The following is a 25,473-nucleotide window of genomic DNA, read 5'->3' as shown; positions in this document are numbered from 1 at the left end:
AGCATGAACATGTAATCGATTGAAAGCGCTTACTTTTTACCGTTTATATGAATAAATGTGACGGTTGGAGTCCATGAGAAAACCCGAACAATTTGATTCGCTCGCCTGCGAGCCTGTCTTATTGTTGGGGTTTTTATTTGTTGACCGGGCTCATCCGACAAGGAGGAGGTGCCGCTTGAGGCTTACGGCCAAGTAGCACGGAGCATTGGATCAAGATGTAAAGGATTGCACAACAAAGGAGGTATCAGTATGTTTCAAGTTCAAGCATTGAGCCTTACTAAAAGGCAATTAAAACTACTCACTTCAATTGTTCTCTCAATTCTTATTTCGGGAATGTTTGTTTTACCCGTATTTGCGGCAACTCCTGCTAAAACTGTAAATGCTTCAGCAACACTCGCATACAATCTCAAAGGACTTAATCACAACATGGCTGTTCAGAAAACTTACATCGCTTCAACGTATCTTTACGTAACTCAGCGGTCTGGGGGAACATGCTATCTTTCAAGATTACTCATAAACGGAAGTGACGCAACATACGTTGATGAAATGACCGTCACCAATGCGGGTCATTGCCAAACGCTGGATATGTACACATACAATGGTATTAATTACTTTTATTTCAGCTCGAAAGCGGATCCTTCAACATCGTATTACTGGTCGCTCCAGGTAGCAAGACTTCAATACTCGGCCGGCGCGACATATGATTATACGGATCTTCATCGGTTCACCTATATGAATTACGCCAATGAGACTGGTACAAGTTTAGGTACGACCTACCGTGTTGATAGCGGCGGCAACAGTACCCATACTATTTTCCGCATACAAACTGCAGAAGGAACTGTAACTTGGTCAATTTATGACACGGTAGCATTGAACCAGCTTCTTGACAGCACTGAACAGGTTCGAATGGACAGTGCGGCGGCGGTAAGCGCCTGTGTTACCAGCTTTACGCAGTCGGGAAGTGCTATAGTCAGACCGAATGGATCTTTCCAGGGTGTTGATATGCTCGATAATACGGAAATATATACGTCAGGCGGCGCGGAAGGTCAAACTCCGCAGATTGCTATGATGAACAACACAGGAGCATATAAAGCCCTTGTGAATATTACAAATGTGGGAACCCATGAAATCGAGGGAGTACAAACAAAAAACGGTAACGTTTATTTTAATATAGTTACAGACCCAGTAAATAAACAAAATACGCAGAAAATTTATTACGTTCCTGATAGCATATTTTAAATAACGAACTCAAAATTTAGAATCGTATAACAAAAAGACGAACTGCTATCCGCAGATAACGGTTCGTCTTTTTGTCATTTTCACTCAATATTACCGGTAACAACTATATTTTTAATTGATTTTCTATCGATCTGAACGGCTCCATGCACTGCTTCCACCGCTCCAGTTCATTCGTGCAAACCCAAATGTGCGGGTATCGGGAGCGTATATCGCGCATCTCTTGCTCATCGTCAATCGTCCACGCTATCAATTGAATGCCTTGCTCATCACAGCGTTGAACAAATTCGTCAGTTAAATAAATATATTTAACTGAAACGTAACGGGCGTCAATTTGCTTGGCAAGCGGAAAGACAGAAGGCGTTGCTCCGTAAAGGACTAGCCCAAGCTCGATCTCGCGAGATAATTCGCGCATCCGGACGATCGAATAATGATCGAATGATGTCACGAATACTTGATCAAGGACACCACAATACCGCACCACATCAAGTACTTTCTGTTCCAGTCCCGGATACAGATTGCCGCTCTGCTTCAGTTCTATGTCCACCTTGGCCTTTCCCTTGGCCAACTGCAGCACTTCCTCGAGCGTCGGGATCAGTTGACTGCTTCCGGCGTCCAATTTCCGCAGCTCGTCGAACATGAAATCCACCACTCTGCCCTTGCCGTTTGTCGTCCTGTTGACCGTCGTATCATGAATAACGACAGGTATGCCGTCTTTGGTTAACTGTACATCCAACTCCAAATGACTATACGATAAGTCTAAAGCTGCTTGAAAAGATGCAAGCGTATTCTCAGGAACCTTCCTAGGATATCCTCTATGGGCCAGGCCTAGAATCATTGCAGCTCATCCTCCTCAGTTAGATAATGAAGTTGAATTAAATCATCGAACTTCCATTATCATACATGAATTGTTCACAGCTTGTCACCCAGGTCTTACTCCTGAAGCGGCAGAATTTGAATCCTGTCCAGCGCGTAGCTGGAAGAAGTTTTGTACTTGGCTGCCCCAGACTCAAATAGGATATACAGCTGTCCATTCGTTTCGAACAACCCTTCGGACATGGGGGGTGCTTCCATTTTACTTTTCAAGCTTTTGCTATCCAAGAACCAGACGGGAACATCTTTGCCCCGAACCGACACAGTGGTATGCGGTTTGTCTACAGTCATACTATTGACGAAACGGTGCAGTGTACTTGCATTATTGCGACCGGATGATTGACTGAGCCATATGCCGTCCTTTGTAACAAGCATGCCTTGAATGCTGCCCGGCAGCGACATAATATAGTCTGGAATAGCAGGTGTCGCCCCCTGCTCCTTTGCCACAGGCAGGTCTGCCTCTGCATCCAGCTTATAGCCGACCGCCCATGCTCTGTGTTCTTTATCATCGCGATTCGTCATGTAGTGTGACTTATCCGTCGGGTAGTCAGTGCCTTGAGCAAACTCGCCGATCCATAAGACGCCGTCCGCATAAGTAGTAAATGAGGCACGCGTATCGTTTTTCACTGAACCTTTGAAAGTAAGCTTACCATTATCCGCTTTTTGGATATCTTCCGTATTGAAAAAGTTCACATCTTCTTCCGAAGAAATCCAGATATGCTTCCGACTTGCCGTGATCCCCCCTGCATGCCCCTTGTAAGGAGTGCCATCGCTTTTATGAAGCTCAAGCGCCTTAACCATTTTCCCGGTATCGGCTTCTATTACCGTTAGCAAGCTCGGCTTGCCATCTTCTCTGTAGTACGAAACCAGGATCCATTTAAGGTCTTCCAAGTAGGCTATGCCTTGTGGGATGGCATTTTGTTTTAATGCAGGGACGATGGGACCTTGCTTTGCTTTTTGCAAAAAGGTTTTGATCTCCGGCATGTCGACACGGATTTTAATACCCGCTTCTTCTTGTGTAATAACGGTGGGTGTCTCTGCAGCCTGGCTGTTGCCAGACTTATTCACCGCCCCGCTGGCAGCTCCGGCTTCAGCGGCCGGTTTCGTCGACACTGATGACGGCGTGGTCGAAACCGATGAAGCCCCCTGTTGGCAGCCGGATAGCGCCGCTAATCCTGCAATGAGAACAATCCATGCCGTTCGTTTCATCGTCTTGCCCCCGCACTAGCCGTATGCGATAACAAAGTCCTCAGCTTGCCTGGATAGTCCGTAATAATTCCCGAGACACCATAATCAATCAACTTCACCATATTTTCTTCGTCATTGACCGTGTAAGCAAATACGTGAAGACCATGTGCAACCGCTTCACGCACATCTTCAGCGACGATTCGAGTATGCTTGGGATGCAGCGAGTATACCGGCGTCCCTAAGCCTGCCGCTAATTGGTTATGCTGCCCTGGGGTAAAATCATATAGAAGACCGATCTTGATTTCCGGCTCAAGAAGCTTCAAAAACAACAAACATTTATGGTCGAATGAAGAAACAACGACATTTTGAATGCGATTCTTGCGTCTCATGAGCTCCACCAAAGCAGGCTCTAATTTACGCCCATAGGAATATTTGATTTCCACATTAATCATGACATTCGCCGGTACGAGATCGAATACTTCTTCCAGCAGCGGCACACGCTCACCCGCATACTTCTCATGAAACCATCGACCTGCATCAGCTTGCTTCAGCTCCGCGAGCGTCAATTCGTTCACTTTACCGCTTATGTCCGTCGTCCGATTCATTGTGTCGTCATGAATAACGACAATTTCTCCATCTTTGGATAAATGTATGTCTAATTCAATCGCGTCGCAACCTTGCTCAAGTCCGAGAAGGAAAGCCGCCAGCGTATTTTCCGGCGCTTCCCCTTTCGCTCCGCGATGCGCGATGACTAACAATGGTTGTTTTGTCATGATGCACGAAGCTCCTCTCTTACTTAAATGTTGAGTTCGCCATGGCGGCAACAATATATTTCTGTGCGAACACAAACATGATAACGATAGGTAAAATAACCAAGATACTCGCAGACATCAACAGATGAAAATTAAGCGCCTCGTCGCCGGCAATTGAATCCCGCATCATGGAAATACCGACAGTCAGCACGCGCATTTTATTCGTGTTGGTCATAACGAGCGGCCAGAAGTAAGCATTCCAGCTGTGAATAAAGCTGATGACGGTCAAGGTAGCTACCGTCGGCATCGCCATTGGGGTCAGTATGCGATAAAGCACCTGCAAACGACTCGCTCCATCCACTTTAGCTGCCTCAATCACATCGTTATTAATCGATCGGAACATTTGGCGCAACAGAAAAATGCCGTATGCTGAAGCCGCGTGTGGAATGATCAATGCGTAGTACGTATTAATCCAACCTATTTTTGACAGCATCACGTAAATAGGTACGAACACGACCTGCTCTGGAACAATCAGTGCGGCCAGTACAAGAACGAACAGGGCATCTCTGCCTGGGAACGTACCTTTGGAGAAAGCGTACGCAGCCATGATGCCGATGTTAATTTGCAGAAATACGATACCGATAGTCTGGATAACCGTATTTACGGTAAAACGATAGAAAGGAATCACCTTAAAAGCGCTTGCGAAGTTTTCCCACATCAGCTTTTCCGGCCAAAAGCTCGGTACAGCCATGCGCAGCTCACTCGATGTTTTCAAAGCAGTAATCAGCATCCAATAAATAGGAAAAAACATAAATAACGTAATAACGATTGCGACAATGACCCGGGTACTGGTAAACAGCGGATTTTTCATATGTCACTGGCACCTACCCTTCGTAATGGACTTTCTTCTTGGACACATACATTTGCACCATGGTCAGCAAGACGATAATGAGGAAGAACATGATAACAAGAGCCGACGCTCGGCCTGTTCGAAACTCGGAAAACGCCATTTCATAAATCCAGTAGACCATAGCTTTCGTTGAATCGAGAGGGCCTCCGTTCGTGAGGACATCGACTGATTGGAACACTTGCATCGATGAAATAAAGTGTGTAACGACCAGGAACAATGTTGTCGGAGACAGCAGGGGCAATGTAATTTTCCAAAACTGCGTCCACTTCGTCGCCCCGTCGATGCCGGAAGCCTCATAATATTCGACCGGGATACTTCTAAGTCCGGCGATGAATATAATCATCGTAAAGCCGACGCCTTTCCAAACCCCAATAAGGACAAGCACCCAAAGCGCGGTCTTCGTATTGGTCAGCCATTGTATCGGCTCCAACCCCACCCAATTCAGCAATTCGTTCACCAATCCATATCGACCGTTGAAAATCCACAGGAAGATCATCGACACGATAACCATCGAGATGTAATGCGGCATGAAGATGATCGCCCGCATAAAGCCGAAAAACTTCGAAACCGAGTTAAACAAAAGAGCAAGTAACAGCCCGAGTCCGAGTGTAAGCAAAACGTCAAATATGGTGTACGTAAAAGTCACTTTGAGCACTTTATAGAACGTGTCACTAGTCAGCAAATAGACGTAGTTGTCGAAACCGATGAATTTCTTCACCGGCTTCGTCATATTCCAGTTTGTAAAGCTAAGGTATAACGAATTTAGCAGAGGATAATAGATAAACAGAGTCAATATCACCAATGCGGGCACTGCAAACGAAAAGTCTTTCAAGTATTCTAACCAACGGGTATTAGACCGTTTGGTCGCTTGCTGTACACGGACCGGCTGGCTTTCCGTCGCTTTCATGGCGACTCCCCTTTCTTTCTAGCTTTCGTTCAAAATCGCATTGATTTCTTTCACAGCGTCTTTCATAAGCGGTACTGGATCCCCATTTTCAAGAAGCATTTTACCGACCACTTCCATGTACTTCTTGCTGAATTCCGGATAAGTCGGGTGCTGCGGACGGCCTACAACATTGTCGAAATTATCGAACACCGCTTTGTACTGCGGCAGCTTCTCAAAGTACTTCTTGCCTTCTTCTGTCGCCAGAACGGACTTGTGAGTTGGCAAGTAACCTGTGCCTTCCGCCCACTTGATATTGTTCTCAGCTGCAGTCATGAACTTGACGAACTTCCAGCCAGCTTCCTTCTGTTTAGCGGGAGCTCCATCCATCAAAACAATGCCTGCTCCACCGATGTGCGATTTGCGTTCTTTGTCGCCAGGCAGGAATGAAACGCCTACTTCAAATTTCGCATTTTGCAGGTAGGTTTTCAAGACAGCTGAAGTATGCTCAACCATCGCTACTTTTTCTTCTAAGAACATTTGGCGCATGGTGTCCGAAGCACCTTTGCCGTACCCCATATGCATAGAGCCTTCTTTAGTCCATTTTTCGAAGTTTTGAATCCACTTCAGACCTTCAGGCTGGTCAAGCAGCGTTTTCTTATGATCTGGACTCAGTATCGCACCACCGCCGTTAGATACCCACGGATCCATGTACCATGTATCCCAGCCTGGTACGGAGAATGCGTAACGACTCGTTTTCCCGCCTTCCTTAACCGCAACCTTTTTATTGAAATCTTCAATTTCAGCCCATGTTTGCGGCGGTTTAACATTCAGCTTATCGAGCATCGTTTTGTTGTAAATCATAACGCTTGTGCTGACGATTAACGGGAAGCCATATTGCTTATTGTTATAAGAATACGCTTGCAACATCCCTTTGGAAAAATCGTTCATATCTACTTTATCGCGGGATATGTAACCGCTTAAATCTGCAAACACACCACTGTCAGCAAAGTTAGGTAACACTGAAACTTCCACATTGGTGACGGCAGGAACTTCTTTAGCCGCAACAGCCGCCTGCAGCTTCTTATGCAGATCGACGTATGCACCTTGGAACACCGGTTCGACCGTGATGTTCGGATACTTTTTCTGGAACTCGCCAATCATGTAATTGACTGCGGGCATTTGCACTTCAGCATGAGAATGCCAATATTGAATCGTAATCGGCGAGTTGTCTTCCACCACCGGTGCAATTGACGCTTCCGCCGGTGTTTGCTCCCCACCGTTCGAGCAGCCAACCGCTGTTGTTAACATAAGAGAAGATGCCGCAAACAAGGGAAACCATTTTGTTAATTTCATTGTAAAATCCCCTTTCCATTTTTGGTATTACTTTTGGAGATGAAAAAAGGAGAGCATTGAGACACAAGAAACAAAGGAGCCGCGCAATTACCACACGGTCCGTTCGTCTCTTGGGCTGTCTCAATGATCTCCGACCCAATCGTTATGAACGAATTAAAGCGTTTTCACTGTTACTAGTATTTCACATAATTACGTTATAGTCAATACAACAGTATATTTCAGCATTTATTAACATCATATACAAGAAGTTCAACGATTTGTGCAATTTATCCTACCGCATGCCTGCTTGACTTCCGGGAACCTGATACCATGCTAAAGGTTTTCGACTCCGTAGACAAAATATGCGCTGATGTAGAGATCGTATCCAACGCCTTTATTAGCGTCTCCCCTTGGCTTGCCTTCAAACTGAAACGCAGCTCCACGACCGCCTCCAATACACCGTCCACTTCGGTCATGCCATCAGGCTTCATCTGGACGTTCACGATATGAATGCCGTTCTCGCCGAATTTGGTTGCAATGTTGCCAAGCACGCCGGGCTTATCGACGATTTTTATCACTACCTCCATCGTTCGCCGATTGCGCATTAAATATTTTTCCCATTTGTTAAGTACAACCAAACTAAGTAATACCATAACGGTTGCAAGCACCGCACAATACAAAAAGCCCGCGCCGACGCACAGACCGATCGCCGCCACCACCCAAACGGAAGCGGCAGTCGTCAGACCGGACACAGTCAAGCCGGTCCGCATGATGGTACCGGCTCCCAGAAACCCGATGCCGCTAATGACCTGAGCCGCCAGTCGTGCCGGGTCTACCCGCACTTGCGGCTCGTTAACGAAATCGGAGAAGCCATATATCGACAGCAGCATAATTGCTGTCGATCCGATACAGACGAGAATGTGTGTGCGTAAACCAGCCGCATGGTTGCTCCATTCCCGCTCCAAGCCTACGAGTCCCCCTAACCCGGCAGCCAGTAGAATTCGTATGGTAAGCTCTAGATCAGTAATATGCCATACACTGCTCATCTCTTATCACCCCCTTCTTTAGATAGCATGATCATTTACCGGGAGATCGTTAATAGAAGCGAATAGCGCTTCCATCATGTTGAGCTGTTTTTCCTTCTGAGCCCCGTCGTAAGACAGGTGATTGCAAAGTATTTGAAATACGTCCTCAGCATATTTCTCCGCCTTACTCAATTGGAAATAGGTCCAACCTGTATGCAGTCTCAAGAAATCGGACACGTCGACAGTCATTTCTTCTTCCATGCAGTACATCAACTCTGCATACAGCCAATGCAATTCTATAGGAATGTTTTGCTGTTTCAAAGCCGGTAGTCGGTCCATAATGCGAAGCGCATTCGAACCGAATGTATCAATCCAATCTTGCATGACCATTTGATTTACGCCTTGTGCGGCTCCCAATCTCACCATTTCTTTCTTCCAATCCGCATAGCTCGCACCGCTCAGGTGAACTTCTCCACCGCTTACCGTAATCTTATCCGTACGGCAGGCCGGGTAGCTTCGTCCAGTGGTGTTATGCAGCTCGCTGGCGACAAGATCGACGACTTTCTCGGACATTTTGCGGAAACCTGTCAGCTTGCCGCCGGCTATGGTAATCAGCTTGCTGTCGGAAACAAAAATCTCATCCTTTCTAGACAGCTCGGAAGGGCCTTTGCCTTCTTCGTAAATGAGCGGTCTAAGCCCAGCCCAATGGGAACGGATGTCATCTGTTGTAAGCCCAATGCTAGGGAACATAAAATTCACCGCACGAATAATATAGTCGCGATCCTCTATCGTCGTTCTTGGGCTCTCAATGGATTGCGAATAGACGGTATCTGTTGTGCCGATATAGGTCACCTTGCCGCGTGGAATGACGAACACCATGCGGCCATCCGGTGTATCGAAGTAGGCAGCCTGTTTTACCGGAAAGCGCTCGTAATCAACAACGAGATGGACACCCTTAGTTAAGAACAAGCGTTTCCCTTTCAAGGAACCGTCGATATCTCGCACCTTATCGACCCACGGGCCGGTTGCATTGACAATATGTTTGGCATTAATTTGCGTATACGTACCGTTGATGCGATCGTGTACACGAACACCCACCGCTTTACCGTCACGGTAAATAAACTCCGTCACCTCGGCATAGTTCACGATGCTGGCGCCTTGCGCGTAAGCAGTCTTCATAATGTCAATCGTTAGCCGGGCGTCATCCGTACGGTACTCGAAATATAGCCCGCCTCCCTTCAAGCCATCCTGCTTCAGCAGCGGCTCGAGCTGGGCTGTTTGCCTACGGTCAAACATTTTTCTCCGCTCCTTGCGGGCGACTCCTGCCAGCCAATCATAGATGTATAGACCAATCGACGAGGCAAGGTAACCGTATGTCCCGCCTTTATATACAGGAAGAAGCATCGGTGCGGGAATGACAAGATGCGGCGCATTTTTGTACAAAATTGCCCGTTCCCGTCCAACCTCCTGCACAAGCTTGACATCTCCCTGCTTCAAATACCGCAATCCGCCGTGAATAAGCTTCGTAGAACGACTGCTTGTGCCGGAACCGAAATCGTTCTTCTCCAACAAGCCGACATTCATACCGCGCGAACTTGCATCGAGCGCGATACCTGCACCTGTGACCCCACCTCCGATAACCAATATATCTAGCTCGCTCTGCGACATTGTCTCTAAAATAATCGGCCTGTTAGCTGCTGAAAATGTAGGTCTCATGTATGGTTCTCCTCCATGTAAAATATAAAACACTGACGCTCCGACTTGTTCGTCTGCTCAATTGACAGAGGTCCTGTGTTTCCTTCCCCCGGCCTCTTCTGGGCTAACAATTACTTTCAATTCAAACGTTTTTCCATCGAATACGATCGAAATCATTTCCATACCCGGTTTAATGGCCCGGACTAACCCCAATCGGCTCACCTCGAGAGCCCCAGAACTACCTTTGAGCGCATAAGCAGCCAGTGAAGTTACATCACTTTCGGACCCGTCCGCATAAACAGCTTTGACCTCAAGCTGGAACTCCGTACCTTCGGTCATCCGTCCGCTCGAAGGAAAGTCTGCGTGAATCGAGTCCGGAGAGCTTACCCGAACGGAAGCCTTGAGCACACTCTCGCCGGCCGTACCGGTAATCGTTCCTGTGCCCGGTTTTATGCCACGAATGCGACCTTCTGCTGTGACCTCGATAATTGAAGGCTCGCTGCTCGTCCATATATAGCTGCCTGTTACGTTCTCTGCATTGCGTTTACCTCGGTCTGCGAGTACGATCGCCTGCGCTTGAGCGCCGATCTTCATTTCCAGAGGAATACCTGCTAATGTCCGATTGTCATATACGCGCAGCTGATCAAGATTCAGCTTAAGCAATCGATCCATCGAATATGACGACATGAAGCGCATATGGTTCGCACCCGATTCGAAGTTCACATACAGGTTGTCGGCACCATCCTCCTTGCGGATGAACATATTCTCGGCACCGCTTGGAACATTGATCGAACCCGTTTTATTCATGTTATCCAACAACCATACCGGAACGGTAACGCCTCCGATGGACGTTTCCGCATATTTCGTAGACAAGTCAGAGACGTTCGGCATTGCATAGCGCACAATCGAGTTGTAAGGCCGCCCCTGGTTGTAAGTGAGCAGCACTTCTCCCTTGTTAAAGGCAACGCCTTGGATTTTATCACCGATACTTATCACATATTTAGGCACAAATTTGTCCATGCTCTCTTCTCGAAAGCTGGGTGTATCCGATGGAAGTCTGTCGTTTAAATCGAGCTCATAACCAACGATCCACGACAAGTGAGACTCCCCGTTTCGATTTTGCATCTGATGCGACGGACTTGTCGTATAAGAAGGCGGGTTGCTGTATTCTCCAACCCACAGCATCCCATCCTCATACGACGCAAATGAGGCATTCGTCACAACGCCGAACGAATCCGCAAATTGTGCGAAGCCTTGGTCCGGCGTATCAATCAGCGTCTGAATCGGCATCCGGTACATCCTCTTGCCGGATGATAGCCATATATTATCCCGGCTTACCGCAACACCGCCCGCATGCCCGGTGTAAATGGAACCGTCAGGATTTTTCAGGTTAACATATTTCTCCAAAGTTCCTGTCCTTGCATCGACGATTGCTAAAGTGCTGGGATCCCCCGTATAGTGATACGCAGCCATCAGTATCCATTCATGCTGGTTATCTGCAAAATATGACATCCCCTGAGGAACATGACCTTGTACAAGACCCGGCATGATCGGACCTTTCCCCCCGACATCCCATGCCGCCATGTACCGAGATTCAGTAAGAGCATTCGCAGGGCTCGGCTCTCGTTCTACCTGAGTCATCAGCGGGTAGGTTGGCTTAGCCGCAGCCGATACGCGCGCGGATTCGTTGCCGGAGTTATCTATCGCGCTCAATTCGAACGTCACCGCAACCTGACCCGGAAGTGCCGGTATCGTGTACGACGTTACCGATGTTGGCAATATCACCTCAAGCTGTCCGGCCATGTACAACTGATACCCTGCCAAGTCCGATTCCGCATTTGGCTGCCAGCTGACAGTCACTTCACCTCGGTTTGGCTCCGCTTGAAACCCTGCAGGTGCTGCAGGTGCAGTTTGGTCATGCGTCGACTCGCGAGGAATTTGCGTAGAGTTAACTACACCAGGCGTCCCGGTTTGCTGAACGCCGACGGTCCGCATGTCAGTGCCGCCGAACATCGGATAAGCATAGGTGATTCCTTTTTTCTCGAGAAATTGGCCGGCTGTATACGTTGCCGAAACGAGAACAGTACCGTCCGGCTCGACGATATCGATGATACCGCCGTTGTTGGATAATCCGCCTGCGCCGTCACCATACACGAAAGCCGAATCTGGAACATATTTTGCTTCTTGGAAGCCGTAATAGAAAAAGTTAAATCCGTCTGGCTTTAAATAGTTAAGCCCATTCGGACGTACCCAGAATTGAATGCTTTTTTTCGGCTCGATGGGAGTCGGCTGGTCGAACGTCCAGGACCAGCTTTTCGCAGCGTCATCTGGCTGGGTGAAGCGCACTGTTTTGCCGTTCAGATCGAACGGCTGCAAATGCGGATTGTACAGCTCGATGAACTCATACGCATCGTAGACATCGCGCGATTCGAGCGGCTCTGTGTTCCATGTGTCGGGAACAATTTCCGTTATCATTACCCCCGGCATTGTATCAGCCGTCGGTGTTGCAACTTTCGGAGCCGTCAAATCAGATTCTCTGCCAGCCGTATCGATCGTGCTCACCTGCAGAGAAACCGCCGTCCCGTTTTCCAGTCCCTCCATAATCGCCTTATTCTCCGGCATGAGCAGCTTATTTAGCACCACGCCATTCACATATACGTTCACATAGGCAACATCTGGCTCGATCTTATCGCTCCAGGTCACCTTCACTCCGCCGACACCAGCCGCTACCTGTATGTCAGTAGGGGCAGCTGGTCGCACCATATCAGCCGGATCCGCTACCTTTTGCACCGGGTACAGAAAACCCGGATTTGCCTGCATGGAAAATCTGTCGGCCGAGACAACCCCATTACCGCGATCCGGAATAAAGTTGGCACTGATGCTTTCGCCGATATCTTCAACCTTGTAGGTCGTATCAGTAAGCACGATATTGTCGGGATCTAGAAATTGTACACGGCGCGACGCCGAATTCGACATGCCGCCGTTTACGACTACGATCATCTGATCCTCCACAATCGAGCTGCCGTAAGCCAGATTGAATTCGGGCAGTCCAACCTGCTGTACGTTGGTGTTTTTGAACCAAATAAGGAATGTCCCTTGCGACGCAATCATTTTGTTTTCCGTGATGGGATAATCATAAACGGTTGTGCCTGCCATGTATTTTAAAGTAAATCCTTTGACGTTAATGGGCGTTGAAGTAGAATTGTACAGCTCAATAAACTCGAACGCATCAGTCCCACCGGTTTTGTAGTCGATATTTTTCGTGTTTGGCGCCATTTCTGTAACTATAAACGAGGGGGCGGCCTGCGGTTTTTGTGCAACCACTGCGGGCTGCGCAGACATTAACCCTGACTGATTAACGGTATAGACAGCGAACGTGACACTTTGGCCATTCGTTAAGCCTGTTGCCACATAGGAGGAGCCTGTCACCAAATCCGGCAGCTGCACGCCGTTCTTATAAACTCGGTAACCAGCAACATCCCCCTCGGTAGAAGCGTCCCAGCTCAAACGAATCGCCTTATCACGAGGAAGCGCTTGTAAGCCAGTCGTAACAGCAGGAATAACCGGAATGCCCGCCTTTCCGCGTACCGGGAGCGAAGCTGGGGATACGCCTCCGTCAGCATAGACGGACGATAACGTAAACGTATAATCGGATCCATTAGTCAGACCGGTATATGTATATGTCATATCAGTAACCGACGCCATTGAAAGACCGTTTCGGGAATGAATCCGGTAGCCGATCACATTCGAATCGCTGCTCGGCGTCCACGACAGCGTTAAGCTGCCGTCTCCCCCAGCTGCAATCACGTCACTCGGCGCCACTCCTGGCACTTCATCGGAGGCGATACGTCCCGGCGTTGCTGTCTTATTTCCGCCGTTATGCACCATAGAAATCCCAGAGGAAGGCTGCTTAAATGAAATGCCTTTGTTTTCGAATGTATCGTCGTTATCAGAATTCACGAAATATGTGGCGACAACGATTTCCGAACCGAGCAGGTCGACTAGGGAAATGCTTATATTTTTCTGAGAAGAGCTTCCGTTGTACAAGCCAGAAACGTTTTGCAGAACTTGTATACGGTCATTCGGCAGTTCGGACTCAGCGATACCATAATTGCTTCTGAACTGGTCACGTGTCAATTGTGGTGTGTTTCCACTGATCACACTATTTTGAGTCCAAATCAGTACCGTTTCACGAGGGGGAATTCGCACGTTACCACCAAGTGTTCCTTCCCATTTAAAAACACCGTCAATTTTCCCCTGAAGCTTGTAACCCGTCAAGTCAATCAGTTCATCTGAAGCGTTGTAAAGCTCGACGTATTCGTAACCATCATTTGAATTTACATTTACCGTGTCCGGAACCAACTCCGTAATAAATACGGTCGATGCAGCAGATGCCGATACACCAGGGATACCGATCCCGGTCACGACCGAAGCAGCGAACAGTAACAGAGCAACCGAGCGAACGACTATTTGTTTGAACTTACGATTCATAGCTCTCCTCCTCTTATTAACCTATGATCTCGCCGTCTCATTTCAATCCAATTCTAATGTACTTGCAGTCTCTTCGATAACCTCCTCTAACAAGAGGTCACATACAGAATTAAGAATATAATCCGGTTGATAGTTCGATTTGGAAATATCTTCCTTTCGTGTAATTCCCGTCAAAACCAAAGCCGTATGCAAACCCGCTAGTTTACCCATCAAAATATCCGTTTCAAGCCGATCGCCTGTCATTAGACATTGATCTGCATTTAGCTTCAAACTTTCCAATGCCGCTTTGGCCATATAAATGGACGGTTTACCGGTAATAAGTTCAATTTTCTTTCCTGTTGCTCCTTCAATAGCTCCGATCATCCCCCCGCAATCCGGAACATCGCCCCCCTCCGTCGGACAAGTTCTATCCGGATTTGTGGCAAGGACCATAGCTCCTTTCTTAATCGCTTGATAGGCAAAATTGAGATGAGAGTAGTGAAACTCACGATCCCATGAGGTGATGATTACATCTGTTTTTTCAGGTGATTCTGCGAATGTAAACCCCGCCTGCTTGAATTCTTCTTTGATCAAATGTTCCCCGATCACGTATATTTTACAGTCTTCGTATGTTTCTTTTAAAAACCGAATGGTAACCAGCGTCGGACTCAAGATTTGGTCAATCCCGACTTTTATGCCCAAACCGTTCAGTTTAGCGACGTATTTGTCTCGGGATTCAATCGTTTTATTCGTTAAAAACAAGATTTTTTTATGTTTCGATTGTAGGTATTCGATCACCTCAGCTGCGCCGTCAATCAAGCGCCCCCCCAGATAAATAGTGCCGTCCAAATCAAATATATATCCTGCAAAATCTTTCATCTGTTCCAACTCCTATGTCTATAAATTCAAAAAAATCCCAAACCCTAAGACAGACTTCACCTTCCGGCTAAAGTCAGTCTGATAGGTTTGGGATTCTACTTGTCTCTTTCCCTTACACATCATCATAGATTAATTTTCATGAAATCAAAGCCAATGATTATTTTATCCTTAATAGCTATAACCTGACTCCCGAGGACGCGATCATAAGGCTCAGCATCGGTTAAATGAACGGCTACCACCTGATCAATACGTTCCAATGGATAGTAATTAATTATTTCCTGTAAGCTCGTATGGTTAACCAGTGGACTTTCGGCTGTTGTCGCTTCATGAATCAATACGTCAATCTGCTTTTGTTCTTTGATCCAGCTATTGGGCTCCGTGTCTGCCGAATAAACCAAAACCTTGTCTTTGTACTGGATTTTTAATCCAACGGTCGGACCTAGATGCAGACTTGGAAAGGTCGATATCATTAACTCCTCTTCTTTTATCAACAGTGATTCCGATCTCCACGCATACGTATGGATCTGAACTTCAAATAACACAGGCCATTGATGAATATCAATCACCTCTAGCCATTTCTTTAGTTGGACCTCATTCTCAGAGGAACAATAAATGATCAGAGGCTTCGTTCGACCTGCTAGCCACATTCCCCATAGTAGGGATGGTAATCCGTACACATGATCAATATGAAAATGGGTGAAAATGACCTCCTTCACTTGATGGACGCTAATTCCCAATTTAGCAAGCTTGCTCAAAGGACTTCCCCCAACGTCTACCATCGTGCAATCTTCCCTGTTTTGAATGAGGAAATAGGTGTTATCTCTTTCCATCCCGCCAACAGCGCAGGCTGTCCCTAGTAAGGTAATTTCCATTTTGTGCAATTCCCCCCCTAAAAAGATAAAGAACCCGCAACTACACATGAATTCACTTTCCCATTAGAAAGTGAATTACAGTGTAATCAGGGGTTCTCATTAGTCTCTACCCAAGATACAAAATAATCTAATATTGCTACTATATAACAAAAATCATGAAAGCGCAATCATTTGATCGCTATTGCCATAACTCAGATTTCCCTGTAGAGACTGCCAACGCCCCAGCGTGCAAAGCCTCGTCTATTTCCCTCTGATTGTCAACCAGTCCCCCCGCAATAATGGGGTAGGGAGTCATCGAAGTTAGCCCCTCGATAATGTGGGGCATAATGCCAGGCATGACCTCAATCGCATCCGGCTGGCTTTGCTCCGCCGCTTTGATCCCTCTTAGCACGGCGCTGTGATCAATTAGGAAAATACGTTGAATGGCCATCAAATTCATGTCTTTCGCAATCCGAATGAGGTTACCTTTTGTAGAAATAATACCGGTAGGCTTTACATTTTTCGCTAAATAAGATATTCCGGTCCGATCAGCCACTATTCCTTCTATGAATTCTACATGAATAAAGACTTGCTTACCAGCGCCCTTTATCTTATCCACCAATTCCTGAACATTGAAGATGGAGCCTATTAGCAGAAAAATAATATTGGCCTGACTCTTTATAGCAAGCTCTAGTTCTTCTTCTTTTTGTACGGTGGCAATGGTTTGATGCTCTACAAGATCGATTATTGGATACATATAAACTCCCCTTTCAAACAGATAAATAAAAACCCTGACCACAATGAACATACCCCTCCAGTTGAAGGATATGATCACGGGAAAGGGTTTCTCTCTATATTCGAACCTGACCGTATTCAATGGATATGATTTAGTTTGAATTATAAAATCGGTATCGACTTTTGTCAACACAATATCACTCCGTTAAATCCGTAGCTAACCATGTTAATGTTCAATCCCCAAAAAGGAAATCATCATCCGTCAAAGCTTCAACGTGAATCGTGCGGACATAACCATTCCCTTTTTTCGAGAAAAAGTCATGCTGCTTCGTCTTCGTGCTCAGACCGTTAAGAACAATCGGATTAATATCCTCTTCTTCGAAAATGGGGTCTACGCCCAGGTTCATGAATGCTTTATTGGCGTTGTAGCGTAAGAAAGCTTTCACTTCTTCTGCCAAGCCCAAAGTCCCATAGAGACTTTCTGTATAGCTTTCCTCATTGGCATGAAGCTCCTTCAGCAAGGCACACAATGTCACATACGCCTCATCTTGCTCAGCGGGACTTAACTCTGCATAAACCTCTTGTGCCAACACACCGATATACAGGCCATGAATACTCTCATCGCGTAAAATCAAATCGATGATTTCTCCGCTGCTCGTCATTTTACCCTGTCCAGCCAAGTAAAGCGGATAATAGAAGCCGCTATAGAACAAGTAGCTCTCCAGCAGGACAGATGCTGCCATAGCCAAATACAGCTCTTTAGGAGTTCCAATGTTTTCGTAGAAATGGGAAATCTTGTTTGCCTTGAACTGCAAGTAAGGATTGCGTTCCACCCAAAGGAACAGCTCATTGATTTCCTCCGTTGTAGACAACGTGGTGAAAATACTGCTGTAGGACTTCGCATGTATCTGTTCCATCATCCCCATGAAGCTCAGCACAGCTTTGCGCTGGAGTCCATCGACATGCTCAAGAATCTTCGGCATGCCAACGCCGCCTTGCATAGTATCGAGCAGCGTAAGGCCGCCGAGTACTTTCATGTATAGCTCACGTTCTGCACCGCTTAACGTGATCCATGACATTTTATCATCAGATAATGGGATTTCCTCATCTGTCCAGAACTGCATAATATTTTGATTCCAGAAAGTGATCGTAAAATCATCATCGGGACGATTCCAGTTCACAGCTTTCTTGGCATTATTTAGGGTAGTGGCCGTACTCATTTATATTCAATCCCCTTCCAAATTACACCGAGCAGCTGACGCATTCCTCAACGGATAGCTGATTTGTTCGCGTGTAGTAGAGCGATTTAAGTCCTTTGTGTGCCGCATAGAGGTATAGTTTAGCAAGTTGTCTCGTCGAAACATCGCTATTTACATGTAAAATGGTTGAAATCCCTTGATCCACATGTGTTTGAATCTCAGCAATAAGATCAAGAATCTTAAACTGATCCATTTGATAAGCAGATTTATAGTAAAAGAAATTATCGCGTGCCATGAAAGGCATCGGATAGTACGTTGTTGAGTTCGCGTAAGTTCGAGTCTCGATAGGTTCAACAATCGGCATGACACTCGAAGTTGCATTTTGAATATAAGAAATACTTTGTGTAGGAGCAACGGCCAATCGGTAAGCATGATAAAGACCATTGGTTTTTACATCTTCTTTTAGCTTAGCCCAATCGCTTGGTGATGGAATCGGCATTCCCTCAAACAAGGACTTCACTTTATCCGTAAGCGGACGGTAATCCGTCTCCGTATACCGGCTGAAGTAGGCACCATTTGCATATTCAGATTGCTCAAAACCTTCAAAGGTTTGTCCTGAAGATTTGGCAATTTCCATACTTTTCTCAATGGAATAATAGTTCATAGCCATGAAGAACGTGCGGACGAAATCTTTGGCTTCATCACTCTCATAGCTAATTTTGTTCTTAGACAAGTAGCCATGAAGATTCATAACACCGAGACCAACGGAGTGCAGCTCACGGTTCGCTTTGGCAACCCCCGGCGCATTGCAGATCGTCGTCATATCACTAACAGAAGTTAAAGCAATCATGCCCTCGTGAACGGTTTCGCGCAGTTTCTTACGATCCATTACATTTGCAATGTTCATGGAAGCAAGGTTACAGCTGATATCTCTAAGAATAAGATCATCTTGGCCGTAATCGTTGATTTCCGAAGTTTCTTGCAGTTGGAAAATCTCTGTACAGAGATTAGACATTTTAATCGTACCGATTCCTTTCAGGGCATGATCCCTGTTAGCATTCGTACGGTTCATCATATATGGATAACCGGATTCCAGTTGGGTAGTCGCAATTTTAACTAGCATGTCACGCGCACTCATGACAATCTTTTTCTTCACCTTCGGATTGGCCAGCAGTTCGTCGTACATTTCATCGAGATCGATATCATCCAAATGCTTACCATAGGCTTGCAGTACCGTGTAAGGAGCAAATACATGCAACGGCTGGTTCTCTTCAGCCAACTTGTAAAACCTGTTCGGTACAATGAGACCGATGGACAGTGTCTTCAGACGCGATTTCTCATCCGCATTAATTTTCTTACTATCTAGGAACTCCATAACGTCCCAGCCGAAAATGTTGTAGTAAGCAGCTCCTGAACCCTTACGCTGACCCATTTGATCTGCATAGGAGAACGCATCCTCCATAAGCTTAAGTACCGGCATAATACCTTTTGCCGCGTTTTCCACACCTTTAATCGTTTCACCGCGTCCACGAAGCTTGGACAAGTTAACGGCTACACCGCCGCCAATTTTGGAAAGCTGCATGCAAGTAGCAAGCACGTAGTTAATAGAGTTAAGCGAGTCGTCCATCTCCAATAGGAAGCAGGATACCATTTCGCCTCGGCGGCTCTTACCTGCATTAAGGAATGTCGGTGTCGCTGGTTGCAAGCGTTGTTCCATCATCGAGACAGCAAGAACACGCGCTGTTTCTACGTTCCCACGTCCCAAGTACAAAGCAACAATAGCAACGCGATCCGGGAAATGTTCCAGATATAAGGACTTGTCATCACTGCGTAAAGCGTAATCCGTATAAAATTTCGAAGCTGCCATGTAGGAGGCGAACTCGAATTGATTATCGTGGGCCACTTGATAAACATCGTTAACTTCATCTTGCGTATATTTCTCATATACGTTCTCGTAATAGTTATGATCGATCATATAACGAACTTTAGAAGAAGTATCGGGGAAAGTGAGGCTTTTACTGTGGACTTCCTTCATAAAAACTTCAACAGCTTCTTTATCCTTCTCTAGTTGGAAAAAGCCATCCGCTCCGCGTTGCATTAATAAATTATTCAGCTCAATGTGCCGCAATTGCATGTACCCCCTGAACAAATCGTTCTACGTCATTTTTGGTGCCGGATAACTCAAACTTGGTTAACACAGGCACATCGTACTGCTGTGAGATCGTATCTGCGCTTTTGGCAAATCCGTCTCCCCAGTTGCGGTTACCACTCGCTGCTACTCCGATAAGACGAGAGGCATTGCTTTCTAGGAAAGAAGCTACCTTAGGAGGCACTTGACCAAAACCGGTTGTATAGGTAACGAGCACGAAGGGCTCGTCCATCTTCATCGCTTCCTCAATTTGAATCGCTGGCATTTTGAGCTTAGCAATAAATCGGCGAACATTTCCCGTCTTCGAATCGTAAGCAATCAGCATGGGCTTCCGTCTCCTAACACTCTCTTATTCTCTATCTAGTACCGCTTATGTAAGTAACCCTATATGTAGTAAACAAATGAATCATTCCGTGCAATCCAAGCTGGAATCCGTCATTGTCCTTTCGACAAAATATGCGAATTTCAGAATCTCTTAACCAAGGAAAAAGGCAGTAATCACGGGGTTTATAACGGAATTTGATTCTATTTTTTCACAATTTCTAGCAGTTGTGTGTTTCGCTTTTTTCACGATATCTAGTTGATAGATTCAAATTTATATCAATATATTGTGTTTGTCAACGAGTAAAAAGGATCATTTTGACTATCAAAATACGTAAACCTAGACAGGACGTGGCTCGGAAGGCTTTGAAAATTTTTTTTCAATTTCGACTTGAAATTTTCGGAATTGTCGAAAGCAAGATTAGGGCTTTGAGCTCACTAGATATAGATCCATCCCGTCCCAAATACAGACTCACCAAACCGCCCCAGAGTCCGTCTAAGGTCGTTCATAGCGATGATGCTACATTCCTATCCTCAAACAAAAAAAGCTATTCACACGCACACGAGGGTGCCGCGAATAGCTTAATCTTATTTCTTAACCGTTACGTTTTTGGAAATCACTCATGAAATCAGCAAGCGCTTTGCAGGATGCATAAGGAACAGCATTATACGTAGATGCTCTCAAACCGCCTACACTGCGATGACCCTTCAACCCAACAAATCCGTTCTGCTCGGTTTCCTTGATGAACTTCTTCTCCAACTCTTCATCCTGCAAACGGAACGTGATATTCATTGCGGAACGACTGCCCGCATCAACAGGACCACGGTAGAAACCACCGCTTTGGTCAATTGCGCTATAAATTAAACCTGATTTCTCAAGGTTGTTTTTCTGGATGACAGCTAGTCCACCTTGTTCCTGAATCCATTTCAATACTAGGTTCATCATATAAATGGAATAAACCGGTGGTGTATTGTATAGGGAATTGTTTTTGCTATGGATTTCGTAGCGAAGCATAGTTGGAATCTTTTTAGGCAGATCCTGTAATAAATCTTCCTTTACAATAACCACAGTTACACCAGAAGGACCTAGATTCTTTTGCGCTCCTGCATAAATCATGCCGAATTTCGAAACATCAACAGGACGGCTCAAGATATCACTGGACATGTCCCCAATTAACGGCACATTCCCTGTATCCGGGAAACTTTGGAACTGAGCGCCTTCAATTGTTTCATTCGAAGTCAGATGCAGATAAGCGGAATCCGGATGAATATTGATTTCACTCAAGTCGGGAATTTTCATAAATTTCTGTTCTTTCGAGCTTGCTGCGATGGCAACTTCTCCGAACAAGCTTGCTTCCTGAATAGCTTTCTCCGCCCATGCACCTGTAAGCACATAGCTGCCAACTTTACCTGGCTTTAGAAAATTAAGCGGAATCATAGCGAATTGTGTACTCGCACCACCTTGCAGAAACTGCACTTGGTACCCATCAGGGATGCTAAAAATTTGTTTCAACAATTGCTGAGTTTCATTATGTACTTGCTCGAACTCCGCGCTGCGGTGAGATATTTCCATAATGGACATGCCGATGCCTTTAAATTCGACAAGCTCCTCTTGTGCTTTCTGCAGTACCTCGAGAGGTAATGCCGCAGGCCCTGCGTTAAAGTTATAAGCCCTATTTCCCATGAATGACCACACCTTTGCTTTTTTGTATTATCGCTATGATAGCAATATTCTCTTCATGCATCAAGTAAAACCTCCGTTGGCAATGCTAGGAGAAGTACGAAGAAGTGAACAGATTTGGATACTAAAGGAGCCTAATTTACTTATGACCTTGCTTGATACAATAGGAGAAAGTTATACAAACACTGCGAATTCTGAAAACTCCAACACCTCAAGTTCCGCGAACGCTTCAAGTTCAACGAATGCCTCAAGTTCAACAAATACCTCAAGTTCCATAAACAAACCAAGTTCCACGAACAAACCAAGTTCAACGAACACCTCAAGTTCCACAAACGCACAAAGAGCCACAAACACCTCCGATATGTATCGGCTGTTCGTAGGCATTCAGCTCCCGCAAAACGTCCAGCGGGAGCTCGACATATGGAAAGACAGCATCCAAAAGGTGCTGCCATTCCAAAAGTGGACGCATCCGCAGGATGTCCACGTCACGTTAAGCTTCCTCGGCGACGCATCCGCCGAGACAGCCGAAGCGCTGGCGGCCGACCTGCGCCAGCTTGCTGCAGCTGCGCTGCCGCTGACCCTGCACGCCGAGGGCCTCGGCGTGTTCGGACCTCCGGCGGCGCCGTCGATCCTCTGGGCGGGCCTCGCCGGCGACCTAGACGCGCTGGCTGCGCTGCAGCGCGAGGTCGCGGGCGTCTGCGCCCGCCACGGCTTCCCGGCCGAGGCTCGCGCCTACCGGCCGCACCTTACACTAGCCCGCCGCTTCCGCGCAGCGGCGGGGCCTTTCAAGCGCTCCGCCCTAGCAGCGGTAGGAGCGCCTGCCGGCGGCTGGCCCGTGTGGCAGGTAGAGGACATCGTCCTCTACCGCAGCCACTTGGGCCGCCAACCGTCGTACGAGCCGCTTGCCGTGTTCCCATTTGAGGAACAACCTACTTAATACCTTCCACATCATTTCCGAACTGGAATTTATATCTTGTTTTTGTATAACTTTCAAGTATTCTACAAACAATTTAACCAATCGGATTAGATTTAATAAAAATGGAGGAACGGATATGCCTGATTGGTTTGAAATTGTTTTACGCACATTATTAGCGGTTGGCGTACTTTTCGTTATGACGAAATTATTAGGTAAAAGGCAAGTTTCTCAACTTTCCTTGTTCGAATACATTACCGGTATCACAATTGGTAGTCTTGCGGCTTACATTTCAATGGATTTGGATACGGATTGGTATCTAGGTTTGGTATCCTTAGCCGCTTGGGTCGCGTGCTCTTTAGCGATTGAATTTTCGCAGCTAAAAAGTAAAAAAATGCGCGATTTTTTTGATAGTAAAGGAACCGTACTTATTAGAGATGGAAAAATTTTGGAAGATAATTTAAAGAAGGAACGACTCACCACGGATGAACTCATGGAGCAATTACGAAAGAGATCGGCATTTAAAGTGGCTGATGTTGAATTTGCGATCATGGAGCCAAACGGGGAAATTAATGTTCTATTAACTCGTGAAAACCAACCCTTGACGCCAGCCCATTTGGGCATCAAAGTTGCGCCTGAGAAGGAGCCCCAGGCGGTTATCATGGATGGTGAAATCATGGATGAAGCATTAGCTACCATCGGTTTTAGCCGGGGATGGCTGAAAACTGAGCTAGATAAATTGGGTGTGACGATTGAAAATGTATTTCTAGGCCAAGTCGATTCTTACGGCCAATTGTATGTGGATTTGTTTGACGACAAAATCATGGTACCTGTGCCGCAGGAAAAAGCAACCCTTTTTGCTACTTTAAAAAAGTGCGAAGGCGATCTGATGTTGTTCGGGCTTACTACGAAAAATAAAGATGCCAAAGAGATGTACGAACGCTGCTCGAAGCAAATGGAAGAAATCATCGCACAATTGAAACCCGTACTTAAGCGGTAAAGTCCTTACGCGCTTGGCTAATCGAGCAGCGTCTGTGCTGTATGGTCGCGGGCTAGTTCGAACATCCGCTGCAGTTGTTCAGTCGTGTTTCGCTCCACCGAAAGCGGCGGCAGCTCCCTCTCGCCGAAGAACTGAGCGCCGGTCGTTTCCAGACCGGCTTCAAGTGCTTCCCCGCCCACCAGCTCGCACAAGATGAACATCTTGTACACGTGGTTAGCCGAGGGTGGGTGCGCGTGGCGCTTCTTATCGAAGACCGCCAGCAATCGCACCGGCTTGACCTCATAGCCGGCCTCCTCGCGGGTCTCCTTGACGGCGACCTCCGATGGTGTCAGGCCGATATCCGCCCAGCCCCCAGGAAAAGCCCAAGCACCGTCGGCTCTTTCCTTCACAAGCAGCAGCTTGTTCTCTCTCAAGACGACGGCTCGAATATCCACTTTCGGCGTCTGATACCCCGTGTCGCTCGCGAATAAAGCCGTCACCTTATCGATCGGTGTCTCTGAGAAATAACTCATCATCTCCACGCTGATCTTGCGCAGCGCCTCGTACCGCTCCAAATCATAGCCATTCTCTCCGTAGGTAAGCCCTGCCTGACTAATAGCCTGAATCTCTTTAGCCCACTCCAACCATGGAATATTCATCCGTTCCCCGACTCCGTTTCGATATATTTCTTGATGCCGCTATAAATATCAACCATCTCCTCCAGCTTCATCCGAACAAGCCCGCTAGAAGAGGGACATACATAGTCGATCACACCTTCAACCACCGGATCCTGTTGACTCCCCCAACTCATCCCCCTGCGGCCGCTATATTGTTCATATACCCCTTTTCCTACAAAACAGGCAACACGAGGTCGAAAGGCCTGAATCTTTTGTTTCAAAATAAGTCGACCTTCCCGGTATTCCTCAGGCGTAATTTCTGCAGCCGTTAACGAAGGGCGAGCCACGATATTCGTAAATCCATACCCGAGTTTCAGCAAATCCCCATCCTCTTGAGGTACATACAACCGAGGTGTTAATCCCGCTTTGAATAGGATCCGATAAAAGCGATTATTCGGATTCGCATAATGATGACCCGTCTCTCCGGATCGTATACTAGGGTTATACCCCACAAAAAGTATCCTTAAATGCTCCTGCAGATGATCCGAAATAGGCTCTATGCTCAACGTTAAGTCACCTCCACCGGCACGACTAATTTTTTGTCTTTTCAATAGGTTACCATGAACGACCAAAAACCAAAAGCCGAGGCACAGGACCCCGGCTTCCACAAGAAAAACCTGCCCGAACCCATTCGTTTGAGCATGGATAGGGAATTGCTTATGGTGTTCCAACCCCCGCATCATGAAATCGTGTTTCATTGACCCCTACCACGAAACATATAA

The 25,473-nt window shown here is 46.6% G+C and carries 21 protein-coding genes; 3 read left to right on the top strand and 18 right to left on the bottom strand.

Going from position 1 to position 25,473, the window contains the following annotated elements; translation table 11 throughout:
• Positions 1-249: 249 nt before the first annotated feature.
• Positions 250-1,239 carry a helveticin J family class III bacteriocin gene (locus tag AC58U0_RS21110; RefSeq protein ID WP_497380947.1) on the top strand — a complete coding sequence of 330 codons (990 nt, stop codon included), beginning with the start codon at positions 250-252 and terminating at the stop codon, positions 1,237-1,239.
• Positions 1,240-1,342: 103 nt separating this feature from the next.
• Here AC58U0_RS21110 and AC58U0_RS21105 read toward each other — a convergent pair whose 3' ends face one another.
• The 16 genes from AC58U0_RS21105 to serC all read right to left on the bottom strand — a co-directional run bounded on the left by AC58U0_RS21105 (position 1,343) and on the right by serC (position 22,185).
• Positions 1,343-2,074: a glycerophosphodiester phosphodiesterase gene (locus AC58U0_RS21105; RefSeq protein ID WP_497380946.1), complete on the bottom strand. Its 732-nt coding sequence runs from the start codon at positions 2,072-2,074 to the stop codon at positions 1,343-1,345.
• 95 nt (positions 2,075-2,169) lie between these two features.
• The gene (locus AC58U0_RS21100) at positions 2,170-3,318 is read right to left on the bottom strand and encodes a hypothetical protein (protein WP_497380945.1); all 1,149 of its coding nucleotides are present in this window, start codon (positions 3,316-3,318) and stop codon (positions 2,170-2,172) included.
• Positions 3,315-4,070 (bottom strand): glycerophosphodiester phosphodiesterase, encoded by a 756-nt coding sequence (locus tag AC58U0_RS21095; RefSeq protein WP_497380944.1) that lies wholly within the window; start codon positions 4,068-4,070, stop codon positions 3,315-3,317. Before AC58U0_RS21095 ends, AC58U0_RS21100 begins: the two co-directional genes overlap by 4 nt.
• Before the next feature lie 19 nt (positions 4,071-4,089).
• Positions 4,090-4,920 (bottom strand): carbohydrate ABC transporter permease, encoded by an 831-nt coding sequence (locus AC58U0_RS21090; RefSeq protein WP_497380943.1) that lies wholly within the window; start codon positions 4,918-4,920, stop codon positions 4,090-4,092.
• A gap of 13 nt (positions 4,921-4,933) precedes the next feature.
• Positions 4,934-5,866, bottom strand: coding sequence for a carbohydrate ABC transporter permease (locus tag AC58U0_RS21085; RefSeq protein WP_497380942.1), 933 nt, complete (start codon positions 5,864-5,866; stop codon positions 4,934-4,936).
• Between the two features lie 18 nt (positions 5,867-5,884).
• Positions 5,885-7,198, bottom strand: a complete 1,314-nt coding sequence (locus AC58U0_RS21080) for an ABC transporter substrate-binding protein (protein ID WP_497380940.1) — start codon at positions 7,196-7,198, stop codon at positions 5,885-5,887.
• Positions 7,199-7,464: 266 nt separating this feature from the next.
• Positions 7,465-8,223 carry an MgtC/SapB family protein gene (locus AC58U0_RS21075; RefSeq protein WP_497380939.1) on the bottom strand — a complete coding sequence of 253 codons (759 nt, stop codon included), beginning with the start codon at positions 8,221-8,223 and terminating at the stop codon, positions 7,465-7,467.
• An 18-nt stretch (positions 8,224-8,241) separates the two neighbouring features.
• Complete coding sequence (locus tag AC58U0_RS21070) at positions 8,242-9,918, bottom strand: glycerol-3-phosphate dehydrogenase/oxidase (protein ID WP_497380938.1); 1,677 nt, start codon at positions 9,916-9,918, stop codon at positions 8,242-8,244.
• Between the two features lie 57 nt (positions 9,919-9,975).
• The gene (locus AC58U0_RS21065; protein WP_497380937.1) at positions 9,976-14,388 is read right to left on the bottom strand and encodes a lamin tail domain-containing protein; all 4,413 of its coding nucleotides are present in this window, start codon (positions 14,386-14,388) and stop codon (positions 9,976-9,978) included.
• 42 nt (positions 14,389-14,430) lie between these two features.
• Positions 14,431-15,246, bottom strand: a complete 816-nt coding sequence (locus AC58U0_RS21060; RefSeq protein WP_497380936.1) for an HAD-IIA family hydrolase — start codon at positions 15,244-15,246, stop codon at positions 14,431-14,433.
• Positions 15,247-15,368: 122 nt separating this feature from the next.
• Positions 15,369-16,118, bottom strand: coding sequence for an MBL fold metallo-hydrolase (locus AC58U0_RS21055; protein WP_497380935.1), 750 nt, complete (start codon positions 16,116-16,118; stop codon positions 15,369-15,371).
• A gap of 178 nt (positions 16,119-16,296) precedes the next feature.
• On the bottom strand, positions 16,297-16,854 hold the full coding sequence (locus tag AC58U0_RS21050) for a glycerol-3-phosphate responsive antiterminator (protein WP_057304860.1): 558 nt from the start codon (positions 16,852-16,854) through the stop codon (positions 16,297-16,299).
• Positions 16,855-17,065: 211 nt separating this feature from the next.
• Entirely contained in the window at positions 17,066-18,052 is a 987-nt protein-coding gene (gene nrdF / locus AC58U0_RS21045) for a class 1b ribonucleoside-diphosphate reductase subunit beta (protein ID WP_497380934.1), read from the bottom strand.
• A gap of 22 nt (positions 18,053-18,074) precedes the next feature.
• Positions 18,075-20,159, bottom strand: coding sequence for a class 1b ribonucleoside-diphosphate reductase subunit alpha (gene nrdE / locus AC58U0_RS21040; protein ID WP_497380933.1), 2,085 nt, complete (start codon positions 20,157-20,159; stop codon positions 18,075-18,077).
• On the bottom strand, positions 20,146-20,505 hold the full coding sequence (nrdI, locus tag AC58U0_RS21035; protein WP_047677314.1) for a class Ib ribonucleoside-diphosphate reductase assembly flavoprotein NrdI: 360 nt from the start codon (positions 20,503-20,505) through the stop codon (positions 20,146-20,148). The genes nrdE and nrdI overlap by 14 nt, the downstream gene beginning before the upstream one ends.
• Positions 20,506-21,096: 591 nt before the next feature.
• The gene (serC, locus tag AC58U0_RS21030; RefSeq protein ID WP_497380932.1) at positions 21,097-22,185 is read right to left on the bottom strand and encodes a 3-phosphoserine/phosphohydroxythreonine transaminase; all 1,089 of its coding nucleotides are present in this window, start codon (positions 22,183-22,185) and stop codon (positions 21,097-21,099) included.
• 142 nt (positions 22,186-22,327) lie between these two features.
• On the opposite strand from serC, the gene thpR reads away from it, so the two are divergent.
• Together thpR and AC58U0_RS21020 are read left to right on the top strand one after the other, a co-directional pair.
• Complete coding sequence (gene thpR, locus AC58U0_RS21025; RefSeq protein ID WP_497380931.1) at positions 22,328-23,119, top strand: RNA 2',3'-cyclic phosphodiesterase; 792 nt, start codon at positions 22,328-22,330, stop codon at positions 23,117-23,119.
• Positions 23,120-23,234: 115 nt separating this feature from the next.
• Positions 23,235-24,095, top strand: coding sequence for a DUF421 domain-containing protein (locus AC58U0_RS21020; RefSeq protein WP_497380930.1), 861 nt, complete (start codon positions 23,235-23,237; stop codon positions 24,093-24,095).
• 17 nt (positions 24,096-24,112) lie between these two features.
• Here the strand turns inward: AC58U0_RS21020 and AC58U0_RS21015 are convergent, their stop codons facing one another.
• The gene (locus AC58U0_RS21015; RefSeq protein WP_497380928.1) at positions 24,113-24,733 is read right to left on the bottom strand and encodes an NUDIX hydrolase; all 621 of its coding nucleotides are present in this window, start codon (positions 24,731-24,733) and stop codon (positions 24,113-24,115) included.
• Positions 24,730-25,251 carry a mismatch-specific DNA-glycosylase gene (locus tag AC58U0_RS21010; protein WP_497381018.1) on the bottom strand — a complete coding sequence of 174 codons (522 nt, stop codon included), beginning with the start codon at positions 25,249-25,251 and terminating at the stop codon, positions 24,730-24,732. The genes AC58U0_RS21015 and AC58U0_RS21010 overlap by 4 nt, the downstream gene beginning before the upstream one ends.
• Between the last annotated feature and the right edge of the window lie 222 nt (positions 25,252-25,473).

This window comes from Paenibacillus sp. J31P190, from assembly GCF_059692075.1.
Note: the sequence above shows the minus strand (reverse complement) of the source record. Positions and strands in the feature narration are given on the sequence as shown.